This window comes from Streptomyces tamarix (assembly GCF_032423885.1).
In the GTDB taxonomy this organism is placed as follows: Bacteria; Actinomycetota; Actinomycetes; order Streptomycetales; family Streptomycetaceae; genus Streptomyces; species Streptomyces tamarix.
The window spans coordinates 78,431-103,449 of sequence record NZ_JAWCTQ010000024.1 but is presented as its reverse complement, the minus strand read 5'-3'; the positions used below and the strand labels follow the sequence as shown (position 1 = coordinate 103,449).

Annotated in this window: 21 protein-coding genes, 3 pseudogenes and 1 riboswitch; of the genes and pseudogenes, 6 read left to right on the top strand and 18 right to left on the bottom strand. The window is 73.8% G+C overall.

What is annotated here, in order from left to right; translation table 11 throughout:
- Window positions 1-278: 278 nt before the first annotated feature.
- The 9 genes and pseudogenes from RND61_RS19635 to RND61_RS19595 all read right to left on the bottom strand — a co-directional run bounded on the left by RND61_RS19635 (window position 279) and on the right by RND61_RS19595 (window position 8,876).
- On the bottom strand, window positions 279-929 hold the full coding sequence (locus tag RND61_RS19635) for a CoA transferase subunit B (protein WP_315879310.1): 651 nt from the start codon (window positions 927-929) through the stop codon (window positions 279-281).
- Window positions 926-1,762 (bottom strand): CoA transferase subunit A, encoded by an 837-nt coding sequence (locus RND61_RS19630; RefSeq protein WP_315879309.1) that lies wholly within the window; start codon window positions 1,760-1,762, stop codon window positions 926-928. The genes RND61_RS19635 and RND61_RS19630 overlap by 4 nt, the downstream gene beginning before the upstream one ends.
- 14 nt (window positions 1,763-1,776) lie before the next feature.
- On the bottom strand, window positions 1,777-2,607 hold the full coding sequence (locus RND61_RS19625) for an SDR family NAD(P)-dependent oxidoreductase (RefSeq protein ID WP_315879308.1): 831 nt from the start codon (window positions 2,605-2,607) through the stop codon (window positions 1,777-1,779).
- A pseudogene (locus tag RND61_RS19620) lies at window positions 2,604-3,574 on the bottom strand (fumarylacetoacetate hydrolase family protein). The gene RND61_RS19625 and the pseudogene RND61_RS19620 overlap by 4 nt, the downstream one beginning before the upstream one ends.
- A 164-nt stretch (window positions 3,575-3,738) precedes the next feature.
- Window positions 3,739-4,671: a VOC family protein gene (locus RND61_RS19615; RefSeq protein WP_315879307.1), complete on the bottom strand. Its 933-nt coding sequence runs from the start codon at window positions 4,669-4,671 to the stop codon at window positions 3,739-3,741.
- A 3-nt stretch (window positions 4,672-4,674) separates the two neighbouring features.
- Window positions 4,675-5,724 (bottom strand): amidohydrolase family protein, encoded by a 1,050-nt coding sequence (locus tag RND61_RS19610; protein ID WP_315879306.1) that lies wholly within the window; start codon window positions 5,722-5,724, stop codon window positions 4,675-4,677.
- Window positions 5,721-6,851 carry an FAD-dependent oxidoreductase gene (locus tag RND61_RS19605; protein WP_315879305.1) on the bottom strand — a complete coding sequence of 377 codons (1,131 nt, stop codon included), beginning with the start codon at window positions 6,849-6,851 and terminating at the stop codon, window positions 5,721-5,723. Before RND61_RS19605 ends, RND61_RS19610 begins: the two co-directional genes overlap by 4 nt.
- A 34-nt stretch (window positions 6,852-6,885) precedes the next feature.
- Window positions 6,886-7,878, bottom strand: coding sequence for a cyclase family protein (locus RND61_RS19600; RefSeq protein WP_315879304.1), 993 nt, complete (start codon window positions 7,876-7,878; stop codon window positions 6,886-6,888).
- Complete coding sequence (locus RND61_RS19595) at window positions 7,875-8,876, bottom strand: fumarylacetoacetate hydrolase family protein (RefSeq protein ID WP_315879303.1); 1,002 nt, start codon at window positions 8,874-8,876, stop codon at window positions 7,875-7,877. Before RND61_RS19595 ends, RND61_RS19600 begins: the two co-directional genes overlap by 4 nt.
- A 126-nt stretch (window positions 8,877-9,002) precedes the next feature.
- Here RND61_RS19595 and RND61_RS19590 point away from each other — a divergent pair, with 126 nt between their 5' ends.
- Window positions 9,003-9,920, top strand: coding sequence for a LysR family transcriptional regulator (locus RND61_RS19590; RefSeq protein WP_315879302.1), 918 nt, complete (start codon window positions 9,003-9,005; stop codon window positions 9,918-9,920).
- A gap of 277 nt (window positions 9,921-10,197) precedes the next feature.
- Here RND61_RS19590 and RND61_RS19585 read toward each other — a convergent pair.
- The 8 genes and pseudogenes from RND61_RS19585 to RND61_RS19550 all read right to left on the bottom strand — a co-directional run.
- Window positions 10,198-10,453, bottom strand: a pseudogene (locus RND61_RS19585) (substrate-binding domain-containing protein); the annotation flags it as partial.
- An 84-nt stretch (window positions 10,454-10,537) separates the two neighbouring features.
- A complete protein-coding gene (locus RND61_RS19580) occupies window positions 10,538-10,933 on the bottom strand; it encodes a substrate-binding domain-containing protein (RefSeq protein ID WP_315879301.1) in 396 nt (131 codons plus the stop codon).
- A 298-nt stretch (window positions 10,934-11,231) separates the two neighbouring features.
- A complete protein-coding gene (locus RND61_RS19575; protein ID WP_315879300.1) occupies window positions 11,232-12,050 on the bottom strand; it encodes an ABC transporter ATP-binding protein in 819 nt (272 codons plus the stop codon).
- Window positions 12,047-13,159, bottom strand: a complete 1,113-nt coding sequence (locus RND61_RS19570; protein WP_391653762.1) for a FecCD family ABC transporter permease — start codon at window positions 13,157-13,159, stop codon at window positions 12,047-12,049. The genes RND61_RS19575 and RND61_RS19570 overlap by 4 nt, the downstream gene beginning before the upstream one ends.
- Window positions 13,156-14,199 carry an ABC transporter substrate-binding protein gene (locus RND61_RS19565; RefSeq protein WP_315879299.1) on the bottom strand — a complete coding sequence of 348 codons (1,044 nt, stop codon included), beginning with the start codon at window positions 14,197-14,199 and terminating at the stop codon, window positions 13,156-13,158. Before RND61_RS19565 ends, RND61_RS19570 begins: the two co-directional genes overlap by 4 nt.
- A 30-nt stretch (window positions 14,200-14,229) precedes the next feature.
- Window positions 14,230-14,409: riboswitch (cobalamin riboswitch) on the bottom strand.
- An 851-nt stretch (window positions 14,410-15,260) separates the two neighbouring features.
- Entirely contained in the window at window positions 15,261-16,187 is a 927-nt protein-coding gene (locus RND61_RS19560) for a phosphorothioated DNA-binding restriction endonuclease (protein ID WP_315879298.1), read from the bottom strand.
- A 372-nt stretch (window positions 16,188-16,559) separates the two neighbouring features.
- Window positions 16,560-17,069 (bottom strand): hypothetical protein, encoded by a 510-nt coding sequence (locus RND61_RS19555; RefSeq protein ID WP_315879297.1) that lies wholly within the window; start codon window positions 17,067-17,069, stop codon window positions 16,560-16,562.
- A 285-nt stretch (window positions 17,070-17,354) separates the two neighbouring features.
- Window positions 17,355-19,664, bottom strand: coding sequence for a beta-L-arabinofuranosidase domain-containing protein (locus RND61_RS19550; protein WP_315879296.1), 2,310 nt, complete (start codon window positions 19,662-19,664; stop codon window positions 17,355-17,357).
- A gap of 1,821 nt (window positions 19,665-21,485) precedes the next feature.
- Here RND61_RS19550 and RND61_RS19545 point away from each other — a divergent pair.
- From RND61_RS19545 to RND61_RS19535, 3 genes and pseudogenes are all read left to right on the top strand, one after another.
- Entirely contained in the window at window positions 21,486-21,896 is a 411-nt protein-coding gene (locus tag RND61_RS19545) for a VOC family protein (protein ID WP_315879295.1), read from the top strand.
- Between the two features lie 53 nt (window positions 21,897-21,949).
- Window positions 21,950-22,180 (top strand): annotated as a pseudogene (locus tag RND61_RS19540) (AraC family transcriptional regulator); the annotation flags it as partial.
- A gap of 427 nt (window positions 22,181-22,607) precedes the next feature.
- A complete protein-coding gene (locus RND61_RS19535) occupies window positions 22,608-23,105 on the top strand; it encodes an iron chaperone (RefSeq protein ID WP_315879294.1) in 498 nt (165 codons plus the stop codon).
- Between the two features lie 121 nt (window positions 23,106-23,226).
- On the opposite strand, the gene RND61_RS19530 is transcribed toward RND61_RS19535, so the two are convergent.
- Window positions 23,227-23,727 (bottom strand): ATP-binding protein, encoded by a 501-nt coding sequence (locus RND61_RS19530; protein WP_315879293.1) that lies wholly within the window; start codon window positions 23,725-23,727, stop codon window positions 23,227-23,229.
- Window positions 23,728-23,910: 183 nt separating this feature from the next.
- Here RND61_RS19530 and RND61_RS19525 point away from each other — a divergent pair, with 183 nt between their 5' ends.
- Both RND61_RS19525 and RND61_RS19520 read left to right on the top strand, forming a co-directional pair.
- Complete coding sequence (locus tag RND61_RS19525; protein ID WP_315879292.1) at window positions 23,911-24,795, top strand: helix-turn-helix domain-containing protein; 885 nt, start codon at window positions 23,911-23,913, stop codon at window positions 24,793-24,795.
- Entirely contained in the window at window positions 24,792-24,977 is a 186-nt protein-coding gene (locus RND61_RS19520; RefSeq protein WP_315879291.1) for a DUF397 domain-containing protein, read from the top strand. The genes RND61_RS19525 and RND61_RS19520 overlap by 4 nt, the downstream gene beginning before the upstream one ends.
- The last annotated feature ends 42 nt before the right edge of the window (window positions 24,978-25,019 follow it).

Below are 25,019 nucleotides of genomic sequence, written 5' to 3'. Positions count from 1 at the left end.
AGGACGCCCCGGTCGGGCGGGGAGCCGCGCGGAACCCGACCGCGCGGTGCCGGGGACGCGACCTCCCACAGCCGCAACCCGACGCGGTGACGCCCCTGCGCGTCGGTCCACCGCCCCCGAGCCGGCAGTTCGTCCGGCACCCGGTGGGCGGTGGACCCGGCAGCAGCCCGGGCGGACCGGCCCGAACGGCCGGGGGGTACGGGGGAGGGGCCGCCCCCGTGCGCATGGCGGGCCGGGAGCAGGCCCGCCGCGGCCGTGGTCGTGCGGGGTGCCCCGGGTCAGCGGGCGGCAGCGGCGCCGTCCGCGTGGAGGGGGGCGTCGGTGCGGGTCTTCACGTCCTCCACGGTGACCCCGGGGGCGGTCTCGACGAGGACGAGGCCGTCGCCGGTGACGTCGAGGACGCAGAGGTCGGTGATGATCCGGTGGACGCAGCGTTCGCCGGTGAGGGGGAGCGTGCACTCCTCGACGACCTTCGGACTGCCGTCCTTGGCGGTGTGCTCCATGAGCACGATGACCCGGCGGGCCCCGTGGACGAGGTCCATGGCCCCGCCCATGCCCTTGACCATCTTCCCGGGGATCATCCAGTTGGCGAGGTCGCCGCGGGCGGAGACCTGCATGGCGCCGAGGACGGCGGTGTCGATGTGGCCGCCGCGGATCATGCCGAAGGAGAGCGCCGAGTCGAAGAAGGAGGCACCGGGCAGGACGGTGACGGTCTCCTTGCCGGCGTTGATCAGGTCCGGGTCGACCTCGTCCTCGGTGGGGTAGGGGCCGGTTCCGAGGATGCCGTTCTCGGAGTGCAGGACGACGTGGACCCCGGGCGGGAGGTTGCCGGGGACGAGGGTGGGCAGGCCGATGCCGAGGTTGACGTAGGAGCCGTCGGTGAGTTCGGCGGCGGCGCGGACGGCCATCTGGTCGCGGGTCCAGCTCATGGGTGGGCGATCCCTCGTGTCGGAGACGCGGACGTCAAGAGGCGTTCGATCTGCTTGTCCGCGGCCTCGTCGGCGGTGAGCGCCACGATCCGCCGGACGTAGATGCCGGGCAGGTGCACCTCGTCGGGGCGCAGCTCGCCCGGCTCGACGAGCTCCTCGACCTCGGCGACGGTGACGCGGCCGGCCATGGCGGCGAGCGGGTTGAAGTTGGCGGCGGCCCTGCGGAAGACGAGGTTGCCGTGGCGGTCGCCGCGCCAGGCCCGGACGAGGGCGTAGTCGGTGGTGATGCCGTGCTCCAGGACGTGCGGGCGACCCCCGAAGTCGCGTACCTCCTTGGCCGGGGAGGCGACGGCGACCGTGCCTTCCCCGGCCTCCCCGGTCTCCCCGGTCTCCCCGGCCTCGGCCCGGGAGGTGCCGCCGGGCGCGTACCGCCAGGGCAGGCCACCGGTGGCGACCTGGGTGCCGACGCCGGCCGGGGTGTAGAAGGCGGGGATGCCCGCGCCGCCCGCCCGCAGGCGTTCCGCGAGGGTGCCCTGCGGGGTCAGCTCCACCTCCAGTTCACCGCTGAGGTACTGGCGGGCGAACTCCTTGTTCTCACCGACGTAGGAGCCGGTGACGCGGGCGATCCGGCCGGCGGCGAGCAGGATGCCGAGGCCGCGGCCGTCGACGCCGCAGTTGTTGGAGACCACCCTCAGACCGCTCGCGCCCTGCTCGTGCAGGGCACGGATCAGTATCTCGGGCACGCCGCTGAGGCCGAACCCGCCCACGGCGAGCGAGGCGCCGTCGGGGATGTCGGCGACCGCCTCGGCGGCGCTGTCGCGGACCTTGTCCATGTGCGGGTTTCCTTTCAGCCGGGGGAGCCGGGGGAGCCGGGCGGGACGGCGGACCGACCGCCGTCGACGACGAGGCCGGCGCCGCCGAACGCGTCCGCGGCCTCCGCGCGCAGCGCGTCGGAGACGGACTTCACGCCGCCGTGCGCGGTGAGCCCGCCGTCGACGGGGATCTCGGCGCCGGTGATGAACGACGACTCGTCCGACAGCAGGAACACGACCAGCGGAGCCACGTCGTCCACGGTTCCGGTGCGGCCCAGCGGCGTCTCGCGGACGTTGGCCTCGCGGAAGGCGGGGGCGGCGAGGGCGGTCATGTCGGTCTCGACGTAGCCGGGGTGGACCGTGTTGACGCGGATGCCGCGCGGCCCGAGTTCCAGGGCCGCGGTCTTCGACAGGCCGCGCAGCGCCCACTTGCTGGCCGTGTAGGCGACCGGGTAGTGGGCGGTGAGGGCCGCCGAGGAGCCGACGTTCACGATGGCGGAGCCGGGCGGCATGAGCGGGGCGAGGTGCTGGATGCCGAGCAGCGGGCCGGTGACGTTGACGGCGTGGACGCGGGCCATGTCCTCGGGGCGCACGTCGCCGAGGCGGGCGCGCCAGGTGATGCCCGCGTTGTTGACCAGCCCGTGCACCTGTCCGTACGACGCGCGGAGGTCGTCGGCCAGGTCGGCCCAGTCCTGCTCGCGGGTGACGTCGAGCCGTCGGCAGCCGGGCGCGTCGGTGACGTCGGTGGCGATGACGCGGGCGCCCTCCCGCGCGAGGGCCTCGGCCTCGGCGGCGCCCTGGCCGCGGGCCGCGCCGGTGACGACGACGACCTTGCCGGCCAGCCTGCCGGGGTGCGGGGCGTTCACGGTCGCTCCCGGGTGCGGCGCCGGCCGGACGGCAGGGGAACCGGCTCGACGCCGGGCACGACCGTGTTGGTGAGCGTGCCGATGCCCTCGACCGTGAGGCTGACGGTGTCGCCGGGCTCCAGCGGCGGCGGGGTCCGCTCGCCGCGCCGGCCCCACAGTTCGGCGAGGCAGCCGCCGTTGCCGCAGGTGCCGGAGCCGAGCACGTCACCGGGCACGACGCGGGTGCCGCGGGAGGCGTAGGCGGTCATCTCCTCGAAGGTCCAGCTCATGTTGGACAGCAGGTCCTCGCCGACGGTCTCGCCGTTGACCTCGGCGGTCAGCGCCAGGCGCAGGAAGCCGTCGGCGTCGCGGCGCGGCTCCAGTTCGTCGGCGGTGACGAGGTACGGGCCGAGGGTGGTGGCGGTGTCCTTGCCCTTGCAGGGGCCGAGGCCGACCCTCATCTCGGCGGACTGGAGGTCGCGGGCGGACCAGTCGTTGAGGACGGTGTAGCCGACGATGTGGTCGCGGGCCTGCTCGGGCGTGAGGTCGCGGCCCTCGCGGCCGATGACGGCGGCCACCTCCAGCTCGAAGTCGAGCACGGCCGAGCCGGGCGGCACCGGGATCCCGTCGTGGGGGCCGTGGATCGCGTGCGGGTTGGTGAAGTAGAAGGTCGGCGCCGCGTACCACTGCTCGGGCACGCCGCCCGTGCCCTCCACCGACCTGCGGACGCCTTCGACGTGCTCCTCGAACGTCACGAAGTCCCGCACCGAGGCGGGTTGGAGCGGGGGCAGGAGCCGGACCTGGGAGACGTGCGGGCCGGGGGCACGTCGAGAGCCGCGGCGCCGGCGGCGAGCAGGCCGGGCAGCCCGTCGCCCTCCTGGAGCAGCGCGGTGAGCGAGGTGACGCCGGGCAGGGGGAAGAGGGTGCCGTCCTCCTCCACGAGGGCGACGCGGCGGCGGTTCTGGTGCTCGTAGGAGGCGAAGCGCATGGGGCGGCTCCTGACGGGAGTGGTCGGTCGAGGGGGCGCGGCTCCCCCGGGCGCCATCGGCGCGGGAGCCGGGGGAGGCGCGGGCGGGAACGCGCCGGTGCCCGGGGGCGCGGCAGGGTGAGTCAGGGCGGTGACAGGGCTGTCGCGCCCCCGGAGTCGGGGGATCAGACCGGCGGGGCGATGAAGACGCCGCGGTCGGGGTCGTTGAACGACTCCTTGGCGACCAGTTCGTTCATGGGGTTGGCGGTGCCCCACTGGTCGGTGACCTCGGGCTGGGAGAAGTCGTAGACGTGCGGGTGCCAGGTGTCCTCGTCGAGCTCCTCCAGTTCGGTGGTGTACTCGACGGTGTTGCCGTGCGGGTCGAGGAAGTACGTGAAGGTGTTGTCGCCCGCCATGTGCCGCCCCGGGCCCCAGATCTTCCGGAAGCCCGCCCGCATCACGCGGCCGGAGCCGCGCATGTACTCGTCGATGCCGCGCATCTCGAAGGAGATGTGGTGCAGGGAGGTGTGCGGGCCCTTCGCGAGGGCCATGGAGTGGTGCTGGGTGCTGATCCGCATGAAGTGCATGACCTCGCCCATGTGCGGGGAGCTGAGCGTGTCGGAGAGGCGGAAGCCGAGGTGGCGCTCGTACCACGCGCGGGTGCGGTCGAGGTCGGGGGAGTTGAGGACGACGTGGGAGAGCTTGACCGGGATGGACTCCTTCTCCTCGATCTTGCGGTGCCGCCGCACCTCCACGTCGGCGGAGACCTCGATGGTGCGTCCGTCGACGTCGAAGAAGCGGAAGCCGTAGCCGCCGCCGGGGGTGTCGACCGCACCCGGCCGGGAGATCAGCCGCACGCCGCCCGCGAGGAGTTCCTCCGCGAGGGCGTCGACGTCCTCGCGGGAGGCGGCCCCGTAGGAGACGAGGTCGAGCCGCTTCTCGTCGGCCTTGCGCAACCGGACGACGTACTGCTCCGGGGAGCCCTCGGCGGCCAGGAAGGAGATGCCGGAGTCCTCGGCGACCTTGGTCAGGCCCCAGACGCCCGCGTAGAAGTCGAGCTGCTTGTCGTAGTCGGGCACGGCCAGGTCGACGTGCCGCAGGTGGGTGAGCAGGCGCATGTGTCAGTCCTTCCGGAGGAGGGCGGCGGCGTTGCCGCCCCGTACGGCGTGGAAGTCGGCTTCGGACAGCCGCGCGGCGCGCAGCGCGCCGACCGGGTCCTCGGTGCCCATGTCGAAGGGGAAGTCGGAGCCGAGCAGCACCCGGTCGGCCCCGGCGACCCGGACCAGCTCGCGCAGGACGTGCGGGTCGTGGACGAGGGAGTCGAAGTACAGCCGCTTCAGGTAGCTGCTGGGCGGGTGCGCGCAGCCCGCCCCCGCGTCGGGGCGGGTGGACCAGGCGTGGTCGGAGCGGCCGATGTGGGTGGGCAGGTAGCCGCCGCCGTGTGCCGCGATCAGCTTCAGGCCGGGGTGCCGGTCCAGGACCCCGGAGAAGATCAGGTGGGAGAGGGCGACGGCGTTCTCGGTGGGCTGGCCGACGGTGTTGGACAGGTACCACCGGTCCAGGCGCTCGTCGAGCGTGCACCCGAAGGGGTGCAGGAAGAGGACCGCGCCCGTCTCCTCGGCGCGGGTCCAGAACGGCTCGTAGGCCGGGTCGGACAGTTCCCGTCCGGGGGCGTGGCTGGAGATCTCCACACCGGACAGGCCCCGTGCCAGGGCGTGGTCGAGTGCGGGCACCATCAGGTCCGGGTGTTGCAGGGGCACGAGGCCGAGGCCGCGCAGCCGGTCGGGGTCGGCCGCGCAGTGCGCGGCCGTCGCCTCGCCCGCGAGCCGGTACAGCTTCTCCGCGGTCTCCTCGTCGGCCCAGTAGTGGTAGTGAGAGGGGGAGGGGCTGACCAGTTGGACGTCCACGCCCTGGGCGTCCATCGCGGCCAGGCGCACGGCGGCGTCGGTCAGCCGGGGGAGGCGCCCGCGGACCATGGGGCCGTTCACGGCGAGCGCGGCGGGGCCGTTGCGGCGGGCGTCCAGCGCCCTCGCCCCGGCGAGCCCCGGCCGGCCCTCCACCAGCGCCTCGACCTCGGGCAGCAGGACGTGGGCGTGCACGTCCACGGTGGGGGAGGGGGGCGCGCCGGTGCTCGACGAGGGGTGGTGGCCGGGCGACGGGTGGGCGGTCACGGCAGCTCCCGGAGCATCGTCATGGTGCGGGCCATCAGGCCGGGCACGTCGGCGTCGCGCACGCCGTCGAGCTGCCACCGCCCGATCTGCACGGACGCCTCGACGACCGGGCGGACGCGGGCGATCCGCCGCTCGTAGTACGCCCGGAGGAGCGCGTCGTCCCAGTGGTCGGCGCCGGTCAGGAGCTGGGCGAGCACCCACGCGTCCTCCAGGGACAGGGCGGCGCCCTGTGCGAGGGTGGGCGGGCAGCAGTGCGCGGCGTCACCGATCAGCACGACCCGGCCGCGGTGCCAGGAGCCCTCCACCAACAGCCGGTCGAACCAGGCGTAGTTGACCTGCGCCGGGTCGGTGATGTGGCCGGTGATCTCCGGCCAGTGGCCGCCGTACGCGCGGGCCAGGCGGCGCATCTCGTCCGCGTACGACTCGGGCGGGATGGAGGCCCGGTCGCGGTTGGCCTCGACGACGTACGCGTAGAGGGTCGTGTCGCTGGTGGGGCAGTAGCCGGCGATGTAGGCCGGGCCGCCGTAGGCGAGGTCGGTGCGGACCACGCCCGTCGGGCGCGGGGCGGCGATGCGCCAGATGGCCATGCCGGTGGGTTCCGGCCTGTCGGGGATGCCGATCGCGGTGCGGGTGGTGGAGCCGAGGCCGTCGGCGGCGATCACCAGGTCGTAGCGGCCCCCGGTGCCGTCGGTGAAGCGGACGGAGACGCCGCCCGCGTCCTGCTCGAAGGTCTCGGCCCGGGTGCCCAGGCGGATCCGGGCCCCGCTCGCGCGGACGGCGTCGATCAGGATCCGCTGGAGCCGGGGACGCTGCATGCCGACGCTGGCGGGGAGGTCGTCGCCGCCGGTGCGCAGGTCGTCCTGGACGTGCAGGACGGTGCCGTCGGGGGCGGTGATGCCGACGGAGCCGAAGCCGTAGCCGGACTCCTCCACCCGCTCCCACACGCCGAGCTCCCGCAGGACGCGCAGGGCGTTGCCCTGGAGGGTGATGCCGGACCCGGCGGTGGCGTTCCAGTCGTCCTTGGCCTCGATCAGGTCCACCGCGAGGCCGGCGCGGCGCAGCAGGATCGTCACGGCGCTGCCGGCCGCGCCGCCGCCGACCACGAGGACCGTACGGGGTGTGCTCATGGGGAACTCCTTCGTTCCGCGCTTCCTGGGGGGCTTACTTGACGGCGATCGGGTTGACGGGGGAGCCGACCGCTCCGGTGATGGGCAGGGGAGCGGCGGTGAGCCAGAACGCGTACGCGCCGTCCGCCGCGCAGTCCTCGGCCAGCTCCTCCAGGTCCCACATCTCGCCTATGAGCAGGCCCATGTTGGGGATGACGACCTGGTGCAGGGGCTGGAAGGCGTTCTCGAACTCGTTCGGGCGGACCTCGAAGCCCCAGGTGTCGGTGGCGAGCGCGGCGATCTCGCTGCCGTGCAGCCAGCCCGCGGTGGTGAAGGACAGCCCGGGTGCCGGGCCGCCCGCGTAGTCGCCCCAGCCTCCCCCGCCGCCTTCGGCGCGGGGGGAACCCGACCGGCGGACGCGGGCGAGTTGCCCGGTGCGGACGAGGACGATGTCGCCCCGTCCCACGCGCACCCCGTGCGCCTCGGCCGTCGCCGTCAGGTGCTCGGAGGTGATCGCGAAGCCGTCGGGGAGCTCCCCCTCCTCGCCGATCACCCGGCCCACGTCCAGCAGGACACCACGACCGGCGACGTGCGGGGCCATGTGCTCGATGCCGGTCACCCGGTCGCCGTCGGAGGTGACGACCTGCTCGGCCGGGCGTCCGTTCCACGCCTTGCCGTGGTCGAAGATGTGCCCGAGCCCGTCCCACTGGGTGGAGCACTGCAACGGCATCGTGATCACGTCGTCGGCGCCGCCGATGCCGTGTGGGAGGCCCTGGTTGCCGAGGGCGGCGTCGGTGCCGGTGTCCAGCATCGTGTGCACCGGGTTGGTGCGCCGCCGCCAGCCCTTCTGCGGGCCGTTGATGTCGAAGCGCTGAGAGAGGGAGAAGCTGACGCCCCGGCGGATCAGCGCGGCGCCCTCGCGGCGCTTGGCCTCGTCGAGGAAGTTGAGCGTGCCGAGCACGTCGTCCTCGCCCCAGCGGCCCCAGTTCGAGTACGCCTCGGCGGCCCGGGCGATCGCGCCCTCCGGGTCGGTGCGGTCCGGGGTCACCGGGTCGCCTCCGCCACGCATCGGGTGCGCTGCGCGCCGAGCCCGGTGATCGAGGCGTCCATGACGTCGCCGTCGCGCAGCAGGCGCCCCCAGTGCATGCCGTTGCCGGCGGGGGAGCCGGTGAGCACCAGGTCGCCGGGGAGGAGGCGGGCGGTCTGCGAGGCGTAGGAGACCATCCGCGCCACGTTGAAGATCATGTCCTTGGTGGACTCGTCCTGCATGGTCCCGCCGTTCAGCTTCAGCGTGAGGCGCAGGTCACCGGGGTCCGCGATCGATCCGGCGGGCACGATCCAGGGGCCGAGCGGGGTGAAGCCGGGCGCGTTCTTGCTGCGCAGCCAGTCCGTGCCGATCTGCGGCATGTCCCGGCGGAAGACGGTGGCCCGGTCGGTCAGGTCGTTGGCGATCGTGTAACCGGCGACGTGCTCCAGCGCCTCCTCTACGGACACCCGGTACGCGGCCCGGCCGATCACGGCCGCCAGCTCCAGCTCCCAGTCGGGCTGCTCGGCCCAGGCCGGGAGCACGACGTCGTCGTACGGACCGGTGATCGCGCTCGGCAGGCCGATGAACACGTACGGGAGGTCCTCCGCCGCCCGCCGGTCCATGATCTCCGCCGCCTCGGCGCGCCGCTCCTCCTCCGGGCGGTCGTCACCCGGCGCCCGGTGCGCGACGTGCAGGTCGATCACGTGCTGCCGGTAATTGGCGCCCGACTGGAACACCTGGCGCGGTTCGACCGGCGCGTGCACCCGGAACTCCGTCAGCGGCCTCTTCCCCGGGCCGCCGTCACCGGCGAGCGCGGCGAGCCGCGCGGCGGCCGTGTCCCACGCCTCCAGCAGACCGCGGACGGTCAACTCCCGGTCGTCGAAGGCGACTCGGAGGTCGAGGGCCCGGCCGTCGGGGGTGACCAGGGCGGGGAAGACCGGCCCGTCCGGGAGCGAGAGGGTGGCGAGGGCGAAGGGTCCGGCGAAGAGTGCGGACGCGGCTTCAGGTTTCACGGACATGTCCTCCTGATTGCGGTGGGACCAATCTGGACCCGCCGCCCGCGATCGGGGAAATCGATTCTGTGGATGACTGGCATCCACGGTGTAGATTCTCCCTGGTCAGTGCCGTACACCTGGGGAAAGCCCGTGAATCTGAGCCGCCTGGACCTCAACCTCGTCGTCGCCCTGCGCGCCCTGCTGGAGGAGCGCAACGTCACCCGCGCCGGGCAGCGCGTCGGGCTCAGCCAGCCCGCCATGAGCGCCGCCCTGTCCAGGCTCCGCCGCCACTTCGACGACGACCTGCTCGCCCGCGTCGGCGGCCACTACGAGCTGACCGCCCTCGGGCAGGTCCTCCTCGACCGGGCCTCCACCGCCTACGACGTGCTGGAGCGCCTCTTCGCCAGCCAGGCCGACTTCGACCCGGCCAGGGAGAGCCGCGAGTTCAAGCTGATCGCCTCCGACTACGCCATCGCCGTCTTCGGCGCCGAACTCGCCCGCGTCGTGCACGAGGAGGCCCCCGGCATCCGCCTGCGGTTCGCGCAGACCCCGACCACGGTGGTGGACGACACCGCGACCCTGCTGAGCGCCACGGACGGCCTGCTCATGCCGCACGGCGTCATCAGCGACTTCCCCGCCACCGACCTCTACGACGACCGCTGGGTCTTCCTCGTCGCCGACGACCACCCGAGCGTCGACGACCGCCTCACCCGCCAGGACCTGGCCCGACTGCCCTGGGTCACCTACCAGCGCACCTACGACGCCCCCGCCGTGCGACAACTCGGCATGCTCGGCATCGAACCCCGGGTCGAGGTGTCCGTGGACAGCTTCCAGATCATGCCGCTGCTGGTGGCCGGCACCCGGCGCATCGCCCTGGTCCAGGCCCGCCTCGCCCGGATCCTCGCACCCCTCACCGCCGTGCGCGTGATGGAGCCGCCGTACGAGGCGGTCCCGCTGCGGGAGGCCCTGTGGTGGCACCCCGTGCACACCCACGACGCGGCCCACATCTGGCTGCGGGAGACGGTCGCCCGCGTCGGCAGGCGGATGGCCGACGCGCCCGGGGAGTGAACCGGCCCGGGGCGGGCGCGTCCCGCCACGGGCCATCCACCGGATGGATCGAAGCCATCCAGAACGCGGATCGTGCCGGGGGTGGGCAGAGCGGTCGGCGGAGGGCATGATCGTGGTGCGTCGGGTGCCCCCGCACCCGCGTCCGTCGTCGGCCGGGCGCCCTTGCCCTCCGGTACCGACCTCCCGTTCCCCGTTCCGGAGCGCCGTCGTGCCCGCCCCCGCCGCCCCGCCCGCCGGCTGCGGCGGGCGCGGTCCGGCCTGCCGCGGCAGGCCGGGGTCACCGCGCCGGAACCGCCGTGGCGGACCGGCGCACGACCAGTTCCGGCCGTAGCACGACATGGGCGTGTTCGTGCGGGGCCGCCAGCCGTGTCCTCGATGAACAGGCGGCCGGCCTGCCGCCCCACGGCGACGGCCGGCCGCCGTACCGAGGTGAGCGGGACGACGGCGGACGCGGCGAACTCGATGTCGTCGTAGCCGACCACCGCGATGTCCTCCGGGACGCGCAGACCGGCTTCGTACAGGGCCTGGAGGACGGGACGCCCGGTCGTCTTTGCCCGCCCTTCGGGACCACGGTCACGGTGTGCCGCGGACGCGGCCGCCGCCCGCCGGTCCACGGCCTAACGCCCCCGCGGTGCCGCGGTGGTGGCGCGCACCACCAGTCGCGGGGTCATCGTGGTCTGCACGGCCCTGTCCCTTCGGCCTTCCACGCGTTCGACGAGCATCCGGGTGGCGGCGGACCCCATGGTGTGCCCCGCCTGGTCCACGCTGGTCAACTGGACGGGCGCCAGGGCGGCGAGGGCGGTGTTGTCGTAGCCGACGAGCGACAGGTCGTCCGGGATCCGCAGGCCGAGTTCGTGGGCGGCGCGGTAGACGCCCAGTGCGGCGAGGTCCGCGCCGGTCATGACGGCGGTCGGCGGACGGTCGGCCGTCAGCAGCGTCATGCCGGCCTTGAAGCCCCCGTCGTCGGAGTAGGCGGTGTGGTGGACGCGCGCGAACCCGTGCCGCCCTCGCACTCGGCCGCGTGACCGCGCTGCTGGCCGGTTGTTCCCTCCTCGGCGTGCCCGACGCGCGGGACACGGAGATCACCGTCCAGGGCTATGCGTACCGTCCCGGGCCCGTCCACGCGGCAACCCCCGGCGCGACAGTCCCAGTAGGCGGTGCGAACGCCGCCGGTCTTCAGCCCACCGGCACCCGGCGCACCGGGGCCACCGGCACGGCACCGCGGCGCGGCCGGAGCGAGCCGTGCGCGGTGATCCCGGAGCCCGCCGTGAGGGGTCTTTGACCCGTCGGCCGTCGCCGCGGCACCGACGATCACGGGACGGAGGGATCCGCCTCGGCCTGGGCGGTCGGGAGCGGTGCTCCGGGGAGGAAGGTCACCTGGGGCGCGCCCGTGCGGGGGTGGATGGCGACCTCGCCCGTCACGCCGTAGACCTCGGCGAGGAGCCGGGGGGTGAGGACGTCGGCGGGCGGGCCGGAGGCGGTGACCTCGCCGTCGCGCAGGACGTAGAGGCGGTCGCAGTAGTACGCGGCGAGGTTGAGGTCGTGCAGGGCGACCAGGACCGTCGCGGGCAGCCGCCGCAGGGTGCCGAGGACGTCGAGCTGGTGGCGGATGTCGAGGTGGTTGGTGGGTTCGTCCAGGACGAGGAGGGACGGTTGCTGGGCGAGGGCGCGGGCGATGAGCACGCGTTGGCGTTCGCCGCCGGAGAGCCGGTCGAAGGGGCGGTGGGCCAGGTCGGTGGCGTCCACCGCGGCGAGCGCCGACCGGATCAGATCGGCGTCCCGGGGGGTGTCCCCGTCGAGCAGCCGCTTGTGCGGGGTGCGGCCCATCGCGACGACCTCACGCACCGTGAGGTCGAAGTCGACGCCCGCCTCCTGCACCACCGCCGCCACCGTCCGGGCGAGTTGCCGTACGGGCAGCGACCAGGCGTCGGCGCCGTCGACGCTGACCCGGCCGGCCGTGGGGCGCAGGACGCGGTAGACGGCGCGCAGGAGGCTGGACTTGCCGCTGCCGTTCGGTCCGACCAGGCCGATGACCTCGCCGGGGCGGGCCGTCAGGGAGACGTCCTGGACCAGGCGGTGCGTGCCGGCGGTGAGGGTGACGCCGTCGATGACGAGTTCGGTGGCGGTCATGCCCCTCCCCGGTCGGTGGCCCGCCGGGCGTCGCGGCGCATCAGCCACAGGAAGAACGGCCCGCCGCACAGGGCCGTGAGCACGCCGACGGGTATCTCCATCGGGGCGGCGACGACGCGTGCGGTGATGTCGGCCCAGATGAGGAAGACCGCGCCGCCGAGCGCGGCCGTCGGCAGGACGCGGCGGTGGTCGCCGCCGACGACGAGTCGGACGGCGTGCGGCAGCATCAGGCCGACGAATCCGATCGGTCCGCATGCCGCGACGAGGGTGCCGGTGACGAGGGAGAGCAGGACGAACATGCGGGCGCGGAAGCGGGCCACGTCCAGTCCCATCGTGGTGGCGGCCTCCTCACCGGCGAGCAGCAAGTTCAGGTTGCGGGCCTGCGCCATGAGGGTGCCGGTGCCCAGGAGGAGGGCGGCGCCGGGCAGCCACAGGGTGTCCCAGGTGACGCCGCCGAGGCCGCCGAGGGTCCAGGCGAGGACCGCGCGGGCCTCGTTGCCCCGGTCGGTGGTGAGCAGCAGCAGGTCCAGTACGGCGGTGAGCACCGCGGCGATGGCCACCCCGGACAGGACCAGCCGCGTGGAGGTGATCCGGCCGCCGGTGCGGGCGGTGGCGTAGACGAGCAGCAGCGCGCCCAGCGCGCCCGCGAACGCGGCGGCCGACAGCGACACCGGACCGAGCAGGGTCACCCCGAACACGATCACCACGACGGCGCCCAGGGACGCCCCGGAGGAGACGCCGAGCAGGTAGGGCTCCGCGAGCGGGTTGCGGATCAGAGCCTGCAAGGCGGTGCCCACCACGGCGAGCCCGGCGCCGGCCACCGCGCCGAGCAGCACCCGCGGCGCCCGTACGTCCAGCACGATCGTCTCCCGTGCCCCGGACCAGTCCGGGGTCGACCAACCGGCGCCCAGCGCGTGGGTCACGATGCCCCACACCTGGCCGGGCGGCACCCGCACCGAGCCGATGGCCAGGCCCGCCGTGGCGGAGAGCACCAGCAGGACGGCCAAGGCGGCGAGGGTGACGGCGAGGCCGGCCCGGCCCGCCCGCCCGCCGCCCTGCCGCCGCCGCGCGACCCGCCCGGTGCCGGTGCCGGTGACCGGGGCCGTCACGCGAAGCTCTCGGGGTGGATGCCGCGGGCCAGGTCCTCCACCGCGTACGCGGAGCGCACGCCGACCAGGGTGGCGGTCAGCGGCAGGACGACGAACCGCTTGTTCCTGATGGCGGGCACGTCCTTCAGAGCGGGCTGCGACAGCAGGAACTCCTTCTTCCGCTCGACACTCCCGGCACCGGCGTAGTCGTAGATCGCGATGACCTCCGGCTTGCGCTCGACGACCTGCTCCCAGGAGACGTCGCCGAAGACGTCGTCGAGGTCGGCGAAGACGTTCGTGCCGCCGGCCAGCCGGATCACTTCGGTGCCCAGGCTCCTGCCACCCGCGGTGAACGGGGCCTTGTCGCCGCTGTCGTACACGAAGACGGGCACCGCGGGCTGGCCCTCGACGGCCTTCGCGGCCCTGGCGACCCGCGCCCGGAGGTCGGAGACCAACTCGTCCGCCTGGTCGGGCACGCCGAAGATCGTGCCGACGGTGCGGATCTCGTCGTAGGTGTCGTCCATCGTGACCCGCTTCTCGCCGCAGTACTCGCGGTTGAGGTGGGTGTCGATGCCCGCGTCGGTGAACGCCTCGCGGGAGCGGCCCTCGTTCCCGGCGAAGGCGCTGCCGTAGCCGCCGTAGACGAGGTCTGGCTCGGCCTCCAGGACCGTCTCGAACGACGGTTCCTTCTCCGCCAGTTGTGGAATCGACTCGTAGTCCTTCCGCAGTTCGGGCAGGACGGCGGAGTCGGGAAAGGCGGTGCCGACCATGCGGTCCCCCAGGCCGAGGGCGAGCATGAGTTCCGCCGGGTGCTGGTGGATGGTGACGACGCGGGAGGGCGGCTCCTCGTACGTCGTCCTCACGCCGCAGTTGTCGACGGTGACGGGAAAGCCGTCGGCCGACGGGGCCGTGACCCTCGGGTCCCGGGCGGTGTCGTGCGACGATCCGCAGCCGGCGGCGAGCAGGGCCGCCGACAGGGCCATGGCCGCGGCCGCCACCCGCAGGGCGCGGCGTCGGCGGGCAGGGGTGAACAGCGGGGGACGGGACGTGCCGTCGTACACGTGAAGCCTCCTGGGGAGTCCGCGCTCCTCGGAACGGGCCCGCGACAGGCCAGTGTCCTGACTCCCGGATCGACGCTCCTTCCCTTGGCCTTCCCGCGCGGCGCGCAGTGGCGTGTCGAAGGGTGTACTCCCCGGTCACAGTGGCGGGACCGTGCCGGATTCGCACCGGCTTCCTGTTTCCCGTCGCGGCGATGACCAGGTGATACTACGGTCCGTCCAGCCCGGGTCAAAGGGGGCGCGGGCCCGCGCGCACGCCCCGCGCCCTCCGCCACGCCGCACGGACCGCCCCGGCGCCGACCGTCATCGTCACCAGGGCCACGGCGTCGACGTCTCGTGGACACCGCCGACCGACAAGCCCACCGAGACGATCGAACGCCACGAGGTCGTCACCCGGGACGAGGACACTCCCGGCGCGTTCGTCGAAGGGACAGGGGCCAGGGCCGACTCGGCGCACATCGACGGGCTGGAGCCGGGCCACCCCCACACGCGCGCGGTGGCGACCTGGAACAGCGCCGGCGGTTTCCCGACGTCGCACGTCCGGTTACCGTCGGCGCCGGCGTCCGGGTGTCGGGGGAGGGCGGCCCCGGCGCCCCCGGCCCCGGTGGCCGTGTCCTGCGCGGCGCGGGCGCGCCGCTCCGTGGAGCTCCTCGGGGCCCGGACGGACTCACGACTCGTAGCGGTGCGGCCGCGTCGGCGCGGGCGGCGCCGGGCACGAGGGCGGCGACCGCCATCGCCCCGCGGCGGGTGTGCCGGAGAGGACCGTGGAGGGCCCGGCCCGGTGCCCCGACGGCGTGCCGAGAGGTCCGCGGGCGCTCAGGCCCGGTGCCCCCGGCGGACGAGACGTCCGCGCGGGGCCGCCCTCGTCTCCGGCCTCTTGGGCACACCGCGGTCCAGGGGGGCGCGGTGGTCGGTGACGTTGCGGGATCCCGGACTCGAACGGCAGGGCGCGGCGGTCGGAGGTCCCGAGGACGTCCGGGCCTCGAACGGCAGGCCGTGGCGCCGGGGAACAGCACCTCGGACGACGAACACGACCGCCCCCGCGCCGACGTGTCCGCCGAGGGCTACGCGGCCTGGGCCCCGGGGCGCTTGAAGACCTGCTGGCCGTGCCAGAGGACGAACCGCGGGTCGACGGTGGGGCGTCCGGGGCGGGGCGCCGCGACGGGACGGCCGTGGAGCTCGTCGACGGCGCGGCCGGCCGCGCCACGGGCGACGTACAGCTCGGAGACCTGAATGCGGAGGTCGGGCAGGAGCCCGAGGGCGCCGAGGTCGAAGAGGGCGTGGTGCAGGGAGCACAGGGCCAGGCCGTTGTTCGCCTCGTCCGGGCCGTCCTGGCTGTGCCAGCGCACGTGCGCCGCCTCCAGGCCGACGGGGTTGCGGCCGAGGGCGCCGTCGAACCCGCAGAAGGCGCAGGCGTACGCGTAGGCGTGCAGTACCTCCTCGGCGAAACCGGCCCGGCGCCGGCGTCGCTTCCGTCCGGCGGGGGCGTACGCGGCGTCGCCGAGGTCGACGGCGAGGTCGAGCCCGACGGCGTCGCAGACGGGCGCCTCCAGCGCGGGGGTGAAGTGCTGCTCCAGCAGGAGGCGTACGGCCGCGGTCAGCGTGCCCGGGTCGGCCAACAGCGCCTCGACGTCGGGGCGGAGGCGGCCGTGCGCCCCCCGGGCCCGCAGCGCACCGCCCCGCTCCGGCGCGTCCGGGCCGATCGCGTTGCCGTCCCGGTCCCGCAGCTCCCACAGCTCCCGCTCCAGGTGTACGAACGGCATCGCCGCCCGCTCCCGCGCCCGCGCGGGGCTGGTCACGGCGGGCCCGAAGTCGTTGATCAGCCGGCTGACCGGCTCCTCCGCCTCGTCGTACGCGACGGCAGTGCTGCCGGACGTGGCGAACCTCCCCAGCAGCCACAGCACGAGCAGGGGCTTGTGCGGCGCCCGCCGGCCGCCCATCTGGGCCCGCCGAAGCGCCGACAGCGCGCTCAGCAACTCGTCTCGCGTCACGGAAATCCCCCCATGCTCCGAGCCCCACCCGGTGGTGCGCCCCGATTGTCGCAGGCACCGGGAGCGCTGATCATCCGCAGGGGACGGGGCGGGGCGCTCCGGATGCCGGGAGGGATGCGTTCCGCCTGGTGGGCACCGCCGGTGCGGTGGCCGGACCGCCAGGGCGGTCTCGTGGCCGGCGGGACCGTGGTGGCCGGGGCCGCCGGGCGCGTGCGCCGGGACACGGCTCTGGTGCGCCTGTGCCCCCGGCCGGTGGGACCGACCGGGGGCACAGGACCTGCGCTGTCGCCGTGGGACGGCTGGCGGACTCAGCGACGGCCGGGCACGTGGAGGCCGACCGGGCGATGCCGCTCGGGGCGCTTGACCATCACGTCACCGGTCCTCGCGGAGAACGACCACGTACCTGTCGTCGTAGGCGTTGCCCTCGTCCTCCGGCATCAACAGAAGCGACAACGTGGAGGGCTCTCCGGTGAAGCGGACGTCGACGGAGGCGTCTTTCTCCCCGAGGCTGAAGTCCGCCGTGGCCGGGCGCTGGGCGGCGTCCCCCCAGCGAGCCACCCAGCGCTTCGCGTCGTTCTCCGTCTCGCCGTCCTTCCTGGCGAACTCGGCCAAGCCGGCGGCATCGCGCGCCCTGAGACGGGCCAGGACGTGCTCGGTGAGGGAGAGACTGCCGGGCGTGGGGCGTCCGGTGACGGTCAGGTCAAGCTGGGAAGTACCGTTCTTGACGCGTTCGGGAGTCTCGTCGGTGGAGAAGGAGTCACAGCCCCCGAGAAGCAACACGAGCGCTGCGGCCGTGCAGACCGACTTGCCGACGCGCCTCAACTCCGGCTCCCGGGACGGATGATGCTGATGGCGCTCAGCTTCGAGTTCCTGTAGAACCACTGGTTCAGTGTCGTGTGGTGGACCGCTCCGTGTTGCGTGATGCTGATGTTCCCTCTCTTGTTGACGGTGACCACACCCGCGTGGTTCCACCTCTTGGACGAGGTGTAGTAGGCGAAGATCACGTCGCCTGGCCTGGCATCGTACTGCGAGATCTCGCGACCGCCCCTGCGCCGTCGCCGCCCGGCCGGCTCGGCGGCCCCCGCCGGCCGGGTGCTACGGGAGCGCCCGCCGCGGCGGTGGCCGCCGCCCGGTGCCGTCGGCGCGGGCACGGGGGCCGGCCGGTCGTCACCGCACGATGCGCCACCGGTTGTCGGCCGTGCCGTTGTCCGAGTCCTGGACCGCGAAGGCGCCGATCGCGGTGGAGCCGTTCTCGATGGCGAGCAGCTTCCCGCTGTGCACGTTGCGGATCTTGTAGGTGCCGTCGCCCTGGTCGAGGAGGGTCCAGCGGTGGTCGGCGGTGCCGTTGTCCGCCCACTGCAGGACGGCGGCGCCGTCGGCCGTGGACATGTTCAGCACGCCGAGCACCTTGCCGCTGTGGACGTTGCGGAAGCGGAAGGCTCCGCCGTCGGGGATCATCTCCCAGTCGTGGTCGGCGGTGCCGGAGTCGCTCCACTGCAGGGCCCGGCCGCCGTCGGCGGTGGACATGTCCTGGACGCCGAGCACCAGGCCGCTGGCGGCGTTGGCGAGGCGGACGGAGGCGAGGCCGCCGGTGTTCCAGTAGACGGTGTAGTTGTGGCCGTGCGCGTCGTGGAAGGGGCCGAGGGGGACGGTGGCGCCGTTCGCGGTGGCGGTGAAGGCGAGCGCGGTGGAGCTGGTCCGCCTGATCGAGGACGTGTCCAGGGAGGGCAGGGAGGCGAGGGCGGTGTTGCCGTAGTTGCCGGACAGGACGACCGGGCCGTAGGTGATCGCGGCGACGCCGGGGTTGTCGTTGGCCGCCCGCATGACGACGCGCATGGGCAGGCGGACGGTGACGGTGTCGCCGGAGGTCCAGGCGCGGGACAGGGTGGCGTAGCTGCCCGGGGTGGTGGTGATGTTCTGCGCGACGCCGTTGACGCTGATGGTCGCCCCGGTGGTCCAGCTCGGGATGCGGATGCGCATCGCCCAGGTGCCGGTGGCGTTGCCGGTGACGCGCAGGGTCGTGGTGTCGCTCGCCGGGTACGACGTGGTCTGGGTGACGGTGATCCCGCGCTGGGTCCAGGTGAGGACCGAGGGGACGAAGAGGTTCACGGTCAGCGTGGTGCCGGAGTGGAAGTAGACGGAGTCCATCAGCCGGGTGTGCATCTCCAGGCCGGTGCCCTGGCAGCACCAGAAGGTCGTGTAGTCGGTGCTCCAGGTGCCCCCGCCCCAGGCGGGGCCCACGCCGCGCCGGCCTCCGGGATTCAGCGGGGTGAAGTAGGTGACGTGGCCGTGGGGGTCGGCCGGGTTCTGCTGGCCGATCATGTGGTTGAGCCACGCCTGCTCGTAGTAGTCGAACAGCGCGGCCCGGTTCGGGTCGAGGGCGAACAACTCGCGCGTCAACGTCAGCATGTTGACGGTGTTGCAGCTCTCGCACGTGTCGTTCCGGAGGTAAGAGGCGATGGCGTTCGGGGCGCGGAAGTGCTCGGCCTGGCTGTTGCCGCCGATGGCGTACGTGTGCGTGCCGACGCAGATGTTCCACGCGTTGGTGGCGATGTCCCGGTAGCGGGTGGTGCCGGTGGCCTTGTACTCGCGGGCGGCCCCGATCCACTTCGGCACCTGGGTGTTGGCGTGCAGACCGGCCAGCCTGTCCTGGTTCGCCGCCAGCGGGTCGAACACCGCGGCGTGGTCGAACCGCTGGGCGACGGCGAGCCACCGCGTGTCGCCGGTCTGCTGGCAGAGGTCGGTCAGGACGGCGTTCATGCCGCCGAACTCGGTGCCCAGCATGGCCTGCATCTGCGCCGCACTGAGACGGCCGGTGCGCCGGTCGACCCAGCCCGCCAGGGCCAGCAGGACGTCACGGGCCTGGGTGCTGCCGATGTGCCGCCACACGTCCAGCAGACCGGCCAGGGTCTTGTGGATCGTGTAGTACGGCACGTTGCCGTTGGTCAGGGTGCGCGCCTCCAGGGCGGTGAAGTCGGACTCGGGGTAGCCGCAGAGGTATCCGGCGCCGAAGCCCGCCGCGCCGTTGTTGGCCTGGCACTTGGCCAGCTCGGCGACCATGTACAGGGCCTTGTCCCGGCAGACGGTGTCCCCGGTCACGGCGTACGCCTGCGCCCAGGCGGTGAGGAAGTGGCCCTGGACGTGGCTGCGGAAGGGGAAGTCGGGAGCCTCCCAGCCGCCGGTGGGGGAGGCGCCGTTGGTGGGCAGGCGGTGGTTGGCGCGGAAGTTGTACAGCAGCCGGTCGACGTCGACGAACCGCAGGTAGCTCTGGGTGCGGTTCTGGTTGTCCAGCCACCGGCTCGCGGTCAGCCGGACCTGGCCGAGGTCGAAGGGGAAGGCCAGGGCGCCGATGTCGGCCCGGGCCGGGGGGATGGCCGCTCGGGCGGGGGAGTGGCCGGCGAGGGGGCCCGCGGCGGTCGCCGCGGCGGTGATCCCGGCGAGTTGGAGGAGGCGTCGTCTGCTGACGGAGGAGGACATGGGTGCACCTTTTCGACGAGGGCGCGCAAGGGCCTGGGTACGGGTGTGCTCGCACGCCCGGCGTACGGCTCGGGCGAGGAGGAAGGTCCGGTCGGGGGCGTACGGTTCGCCGGTCCGGGGGTGTCGGGCCGGAGCTGGTGGTTCCGGTGGCCCGGGTGGCGGCGCGGGTGCTCGCGGGACTGCGGGGCCACCGCTTCCCGGGCGGCCACCCCGCGGCCGAGGACGAGCAACGCGGTGGGCGGGGTTCTCACCCGTCGGGCGCGAACGGTCGGGACAGGCAGGGGGAGGGCCGGTGCGCCGAGGCGCCGGGCGGTGTACGGACACGCATGAACGTCTCCTCGTGCGGAGAGGGGAGTCGAGCACCTGGGTGGCGTGTCTGGCGCCGCCCCGCCGAGCCGTTCACCACCGGCGGCCTGCCGCGGAGGCGGCAGGGGGTGGGGCAGCACCCAATTGTTCGTCATATCGAACGGCGTTCGTCGAATCGTCGAGACCATAGTTCCGTGAACGGGCGGCCGTCAATGTCGACGACATCCGCAATCGCCTCGCAGGGTAAAGGCGTAGCGGCCGGAAGGGGAGGCGCGCGGGTTCGGGTTCGGAGAGCGCGGGGGAAAGGGAATTCGGCGCGCCGGAGGCATTGACGCGCTCTCGGCGGGGTTTTACGGTCTGATCGGCTTCTCGAATCGCATTCGATATACCGGACATGGTGGTGTCGTCGAACTGGCTTCTCGCATCCGCTTGTCCACCGTGCCCGCCCCCCTCCCCCCACGAGCCCGGAGAGCCGATGGACCCGTCCGCCCCCCTCCCGTCCCACGCGCCCCCGCGCCCGCTCTTCCCCGGTGCCGCCGCGGCCACCCCGGTGACCCTGGCGCCTCCCTTTCCCTGAGCGCCCGGCCCGCCCGCGCCGCCGACTCCGCTTACGGTGCGGGTTACCGCACCGAGTCGCCGCACCACCTCGCGCCGGCCCGTGGGCGACGCCGGGCGGAAGGCGAGAGAAAACGCTCCGGGAAAGCGATGTCCGGCCGAAAGCGCGGCCACCGGAGGAATTCCCCGCCGCTGCTTCGCCCTGCCGTTTTCCCGGCGTACGGCGGCTGTCCGGCATCGCGCACGCGTATTCGGCGCGCCTTCTCGCCGAGAGTCGTTTTCCCCCTTGCCGGGGGCGGTGGGCGCGTGGACGTGAGGGCGTGAGGGGCGGATACGGGAAGAGGTGAAACCCCTGGGAGAGGACTGCCGCCCAGGACCGACCTCGTCCGCCCGGAGCCTCGTGTGCTCGTCTCCCCGCAGGGCCCGCAGGACCCTCCGGGGCGACCTGCCCGGTTCGTCCTGCGGTTCCCGGCCGGGAAGCCGGTCGCCCCCGCTCCCGGCCTCGCCGGGGCCGCGCGGGCCGCTTCCCGCGAAGCCCCCGTGATCCTGGACGGCACGCCGCCGACCGGGGCACCTCCCGGCCGAGGCCGGGGAGACCGCCGCCGACCGGCCCTGCCGGCCGGGTGCCCGAGCCGTACGCGAACTCCCGTACGCGCCAGGCCCCGTACCGGACGCTGCCGCGGTCCGCGCGGCGATTCGGCTCCCTGCCCCGCAACGCGCGGTCCACGACCCGGACCCCACCTCGGCGAGCCACGAGCGGACCGCCCGGGCAGGCCGGGCAGGCCGGACCGCCCTGGTAGCCCGGACCGCTCGGGCAGGCCGGATCGCCCGGGTGGCCCGGGCGATCCGGCGTCCCTGATCCGGATCCGCGGCGGCCCGTTCGTGCGCCCGGGGCGGCCGATCGGGAAACGATCAGGATCGGAGAAGCGCGGGAGCCGGTCCGCGCCTACGGTGACGGGCATGGACATCACGATTCACACGACCTTCCTGCCGCATGACGACCCGGACGCCTCGCTCGTCTTCTACCGCGACGTCCTCGGCTTCACGGTCCGCAGCGACGTCGGCCAGGGCAAGATGCGCTGGATCACGGTCGGACCCGCCGGCCAGCCCGGCACCTCCATCCTCCTGGCCCCGCCGGCCGCCGATCCGGGCATCACCGAGGACGAGCGCCGCATGATCGCCGAGATGATGGCCAAGGGCACGTACGGCTGGATCCTGCTGGCCGCCCCGGACCTCGACGAGGTCTTCGAGAAGGTGCGGGCCGGGGGAGCCGAGGTCGTCCAGGAACCGACCGAGCAGCCGTACGGCGTGCGCGACTGCGCCTTCCGCGACCCGGCGGGCAACCTGATCCGCATCCAGGAACTCCGCTGACGGCAGCCCCGGAGAGGGTCACGGAAGAGAGTCACGGAAGAGGGGGAGTACGCATGTGCCGTCCCGCGTGGGCCCGCGCCCGCACGGCGGCGATACGGCTGCACGAACTGGCGCGGCTGCGCCGGGTCCGTGACCGCATCGACCGGGAGTACGCGAGGCCGCTGGACGTCCTGGCGCTGGCGAGGGAGGCGGGCATGGCGACCGGGGAGCTGAGCCGCCGGTTCCGGCTGGCGTACGGCACGTCCCCGTACGGCTATCTGACGCAGCGTCGGGCCGAGCGCGCCCGCTTCGCCGCACTGGCTTCCGCCCCACCGCCACACCGCCGCGCGGACGCGGGGAGCGACTGAAGGGCACCCTCGCCCGGCCGGAGAACGACGTCGGCCTCCGGGCGGCGGCCCCGGGATCCCCACGGCCCACCCCGGCCCCCGGCGGCGGGACGGCCCGGGACCCCAGCCCCGGCCTCGCCCCCGGCCATCGACCGGGGCCCGCGCCCCGGCCTCGACCCCGAGCCCTGGCCCCGGCCCCCGGCCCCGTCCCCGCGCCCTAGCCGCCACCCGGGGCCCGCTCGCGGACGGCTGGCCCGCCCGGGCCCCGGGCCGGCGCGGGACGGCCGACGGCTCGGCTGATCCGGTCAGTTTCGGAGAAGCGGGCAGGGGCCCCGAAACCTAGTCTGAAACGGCGCGACCGATCCACACCACGAGGAGAACAGCGATGACCACCAAGACCTCGACCGAGACCACCGCCGAGACCACCGCCAAGACCACCGCGAAGGACTCCGCCGAGGGCCACGACGGCTTCACGGCGGAGGAGCGGGAGGCGATGAAGGAGCGCGCGAAGGAGCTGAAGGCGTCGAAGGGCCGCGGCTCGCGCGCCAAGGCGGACGGCGAGGCCGACGTCCTCGCGAAGATCGCGGAGATGGAGGGCACGGACCGGGTCCTCGCCGAGGGCGTCCACGCCATCGTCAAGAAGGTCGCCCCGTCCCTCGCCCCGAAGACCTGGTACGGCATGCCGGCGTACGCCAAGAACGGCAAGGTCGTCTGCTTCTTCCAGAGCTCCGGGAAGTTCAAGTCCCGCTACGCCACCCTCGGCTTCAACGACCCGGCGAACCTGGACGACGGCGAGATGTGGCCCACCGCCTTCGCTCTCACGGACCTGACCCCGGCCGTCGAGCAGCGCATCGCCGCCCTCGTCGAACAGGCCGCCTCCTGACCCCGACCGGCCCGCCGCGGCACCTGCGGTCCACCACCCGCCGACCCGGCGCGGTACCGGCCGCACGGTACGCGGAGCCGCCCCGGTCACGACGGCCGGGACGGGACCCGGGAAGACGGGCTCACCCGACCACGCCGGGCCGCCAGGACGAACGCACCGGACCCGGAGAACGGACTGCGCGTCCGGCCGGGCCGCCATGGGCGGACACCTCCGCCCACACGGTCTTGCCGCCGGGCGGATAGGCGGCGCTGCCCCACCGGTCGGCGAACGCGCCGACCAGGAGCAGACCGCGACCGCCCTCGCCGTCGGCGTCGGCGTCCACGAGGTGTGGCGCCCGTTCGCCGCGTGCGTCGGTCACCTCGATGCGGAGCGTCCCGGTACCCGGGTCGAAGGCGAGCCCGAGCCGGAAGCCGCGCCCCCGGACCCGCCCGTGCAGGACGGCGTTCGCGGCCAGTTCGGCGACGATCCACTCGGCGCGCTCGGACGCGTCCTGCGGGCAGCCCCAGGCGTGGAGCTCCAGGACCGCCAGCAGCCGCGCGAGCCGGGCGCCCCGGCGGGTGGAGGAGAACAGCTGGCTGAAGGCGTGCGCTGTGGGGGACAGCTGCGAAGTGCTCGGGTTCATGGGGCCACGGTGGCGGGACCGCCCGCTGCCGCGCGAGAGCCACACCCCGTACGCAGAGTCAGCGTACGGGCACTGAGGGTGGACAGTACGGTGTGCCTGCCGCCACGCTTGATCGGTCGCGCCGCGAAGATCGGCCGACCAGCGCAGGCGTTCGTGTGGGCAGGTGTGTGGAGGTGGCCGCGTATGACGGTGATCGAGGGGGAGGCCGGTGGAGGGGCGGGGGAGTGGGGCCCGGCGGGGCCGGGCGACGGGGAACGGGAACCCGCCCCGTCGGACAGCCTGCGGACGTTCGGCGCCGTCGTCCAGGCGCTGCGTGAACACGCGGGCCTCAGCCGGGTGGAGTTCGGCACGCGGATCCGGTTCTCCAAGCACACGGTGGAGTCGGTGGAACTGGGCCGGCGCATGCCGGACGAGGCGTTCGTGGAACGGGCGGAGGAGGCCCTCGGCAACACCGGCGCGCTCCGGAAGGCGGCCCGCCACCTGACGCGCGGCGAACCGGGCCTCGCGGTGTGGTTCCGGCGGTGGGCCCGGCTGGAGAAGGCGGCGGTGAGCATGTGCACGTACGAGTGCAGGCTGGTGCCGGGACTGCTGCAGTCGGAGGCGTACGCGCGGGCGGTGTTCGAGGGCACCGTGCCGGTGGCGCCGGATGACCAGCTGGAGAGCTTCATGGACAGGCGGATGGAGCGACAGCGGATGATCTTCGAGCGGTCGACCACGCCGTTCAGCTTCATCATCGAGGAACACGTGCTGCGGCGGCGGTTCGGGGACGGGGCTCAGATGCGGGAGCTGCTCGACCACGTGCTTGAGCTCAGCAGACCACGCAATGTGACGCTTCAGATCGTGCCGCTGAATGCCGGGCTACACGCGTGCCTCGACGGTCCTCTCCGACTGCTGGAGACCCCCAAGGGGCAACGGCTCGCGTACTCCGAGGGGCAGCAGAACGGCCGTCTCATCTCCGACCCGAAAGAGGTGAGTCTCCTCCAACAGCGCTATGACACACTGCGCTCGCAGGCCCTGAACTCCGACGTCTCGCGGGGTCTGTTGGAGCAACTGCGAGGAGAGCTATGAGCACGACGGAACTGGCCTGGTTCAAGTCCAGCTACAGCGGCAGCCAGGGCGACGACTGCGTGGAAGTCGCCCTCACCGAACAGGCCGTCCACGTCCGGGATTCCAAGGACACGGGCCGTCCCGCCCTCGCGGTCGGGCGTGAGGGGTGGGGGCGGTTCGTGCGGTACGCGGCGGACCGCTGACGGTGCGGGTGTCGGCCCGGCGCGCGGCCGGGCCGACGGGGC

Bases quoted from the DNA above. Each gene is read 5' to 3' on its own strand.
- RND61_RS19635 (WP_315879310.1), bottom strand. From the start codon at position 929: ATGAGCTGGACCCGCGACCAGATGGCCGTCCGCGCCGCCGCCGAACTC.
- RND61_RS19630 (WP_315879309.1), bottom strand. From the start codon at position 1,762: ATGGACAAGGTCCGCGACAGCGCCGCCGAGGCGGTCGCCGACATCCCC.
- RND61_RS19615 (WP_315879307.1), bottom strand. From the start codon at position 4,671: ATGCGCCTGCTCACCCACCTGCGGCACGTCGACCTGGCCGTGCCCGAC.
- RND61_RS19605 (WP_315879305.1), bottom strand. From the start codon at position 6,851: ATGAGCACACCCCGTACGGTCCTCGTGGTCGGCGGCGGCGCGGCCGGC.
- RND61_RS19595 (WP_315879303.1), bottom strand. From the start codon at position 8,876: ATGTCCGTGAAACCTGAAGCCGCGTCCGCACTCTTCGCCGGACCCTTC.
- RND61_RS19575 (WP_315879300.1), bottom strand. From the start codon at position 12,050: ATGACCGCCACCGAACTCGTCATCGACGGCGTCACCCTCACCGCCGGC.
- RND61_RS19550 (WP_315879296.1), bottom strand. From the start codon at position 19,664: ATGTCCTCCTCCGTCAGCAGACGACGCCTCCTCCAACTCGCCGGGATC.
- RND61_RS19545 (WP_315879295.1), top strand. From the start codon at position 21,486: ATGGACATCACGATTCACACGACCTTCCTGCCGCATGACGACCCGGAC.
- RND61_RS19535 (WP_315879294.1), top strand. From the start codon at position 22,608: ATGACCACCAAGACCTCGACCGAGACCACCGCCGAGACCACCGCCAAG.
- RND61_RS19530 (WP_315879293.1), bottom strand. From the start codon at position 23,727: ATGAACCCGAGCACTTCGCAGCTGTCCCCCACAGCGCACGCCTTCAGC.
- RND61_RS19525 (WP_315879292.1), top strand. From the start codon at position 23,911: ATGACGGTGATCGAGGGGGAGGCCGGTGGAGGGGCGGGGGAGTGGGGC.
- RND61_RS19520 (WP_315879291.1), top strand. From the start codon at position 24,792: ATGAGCACGACGGAACTGGCCTGGTTCAAGTCCAGCTACAGCGGCAGC.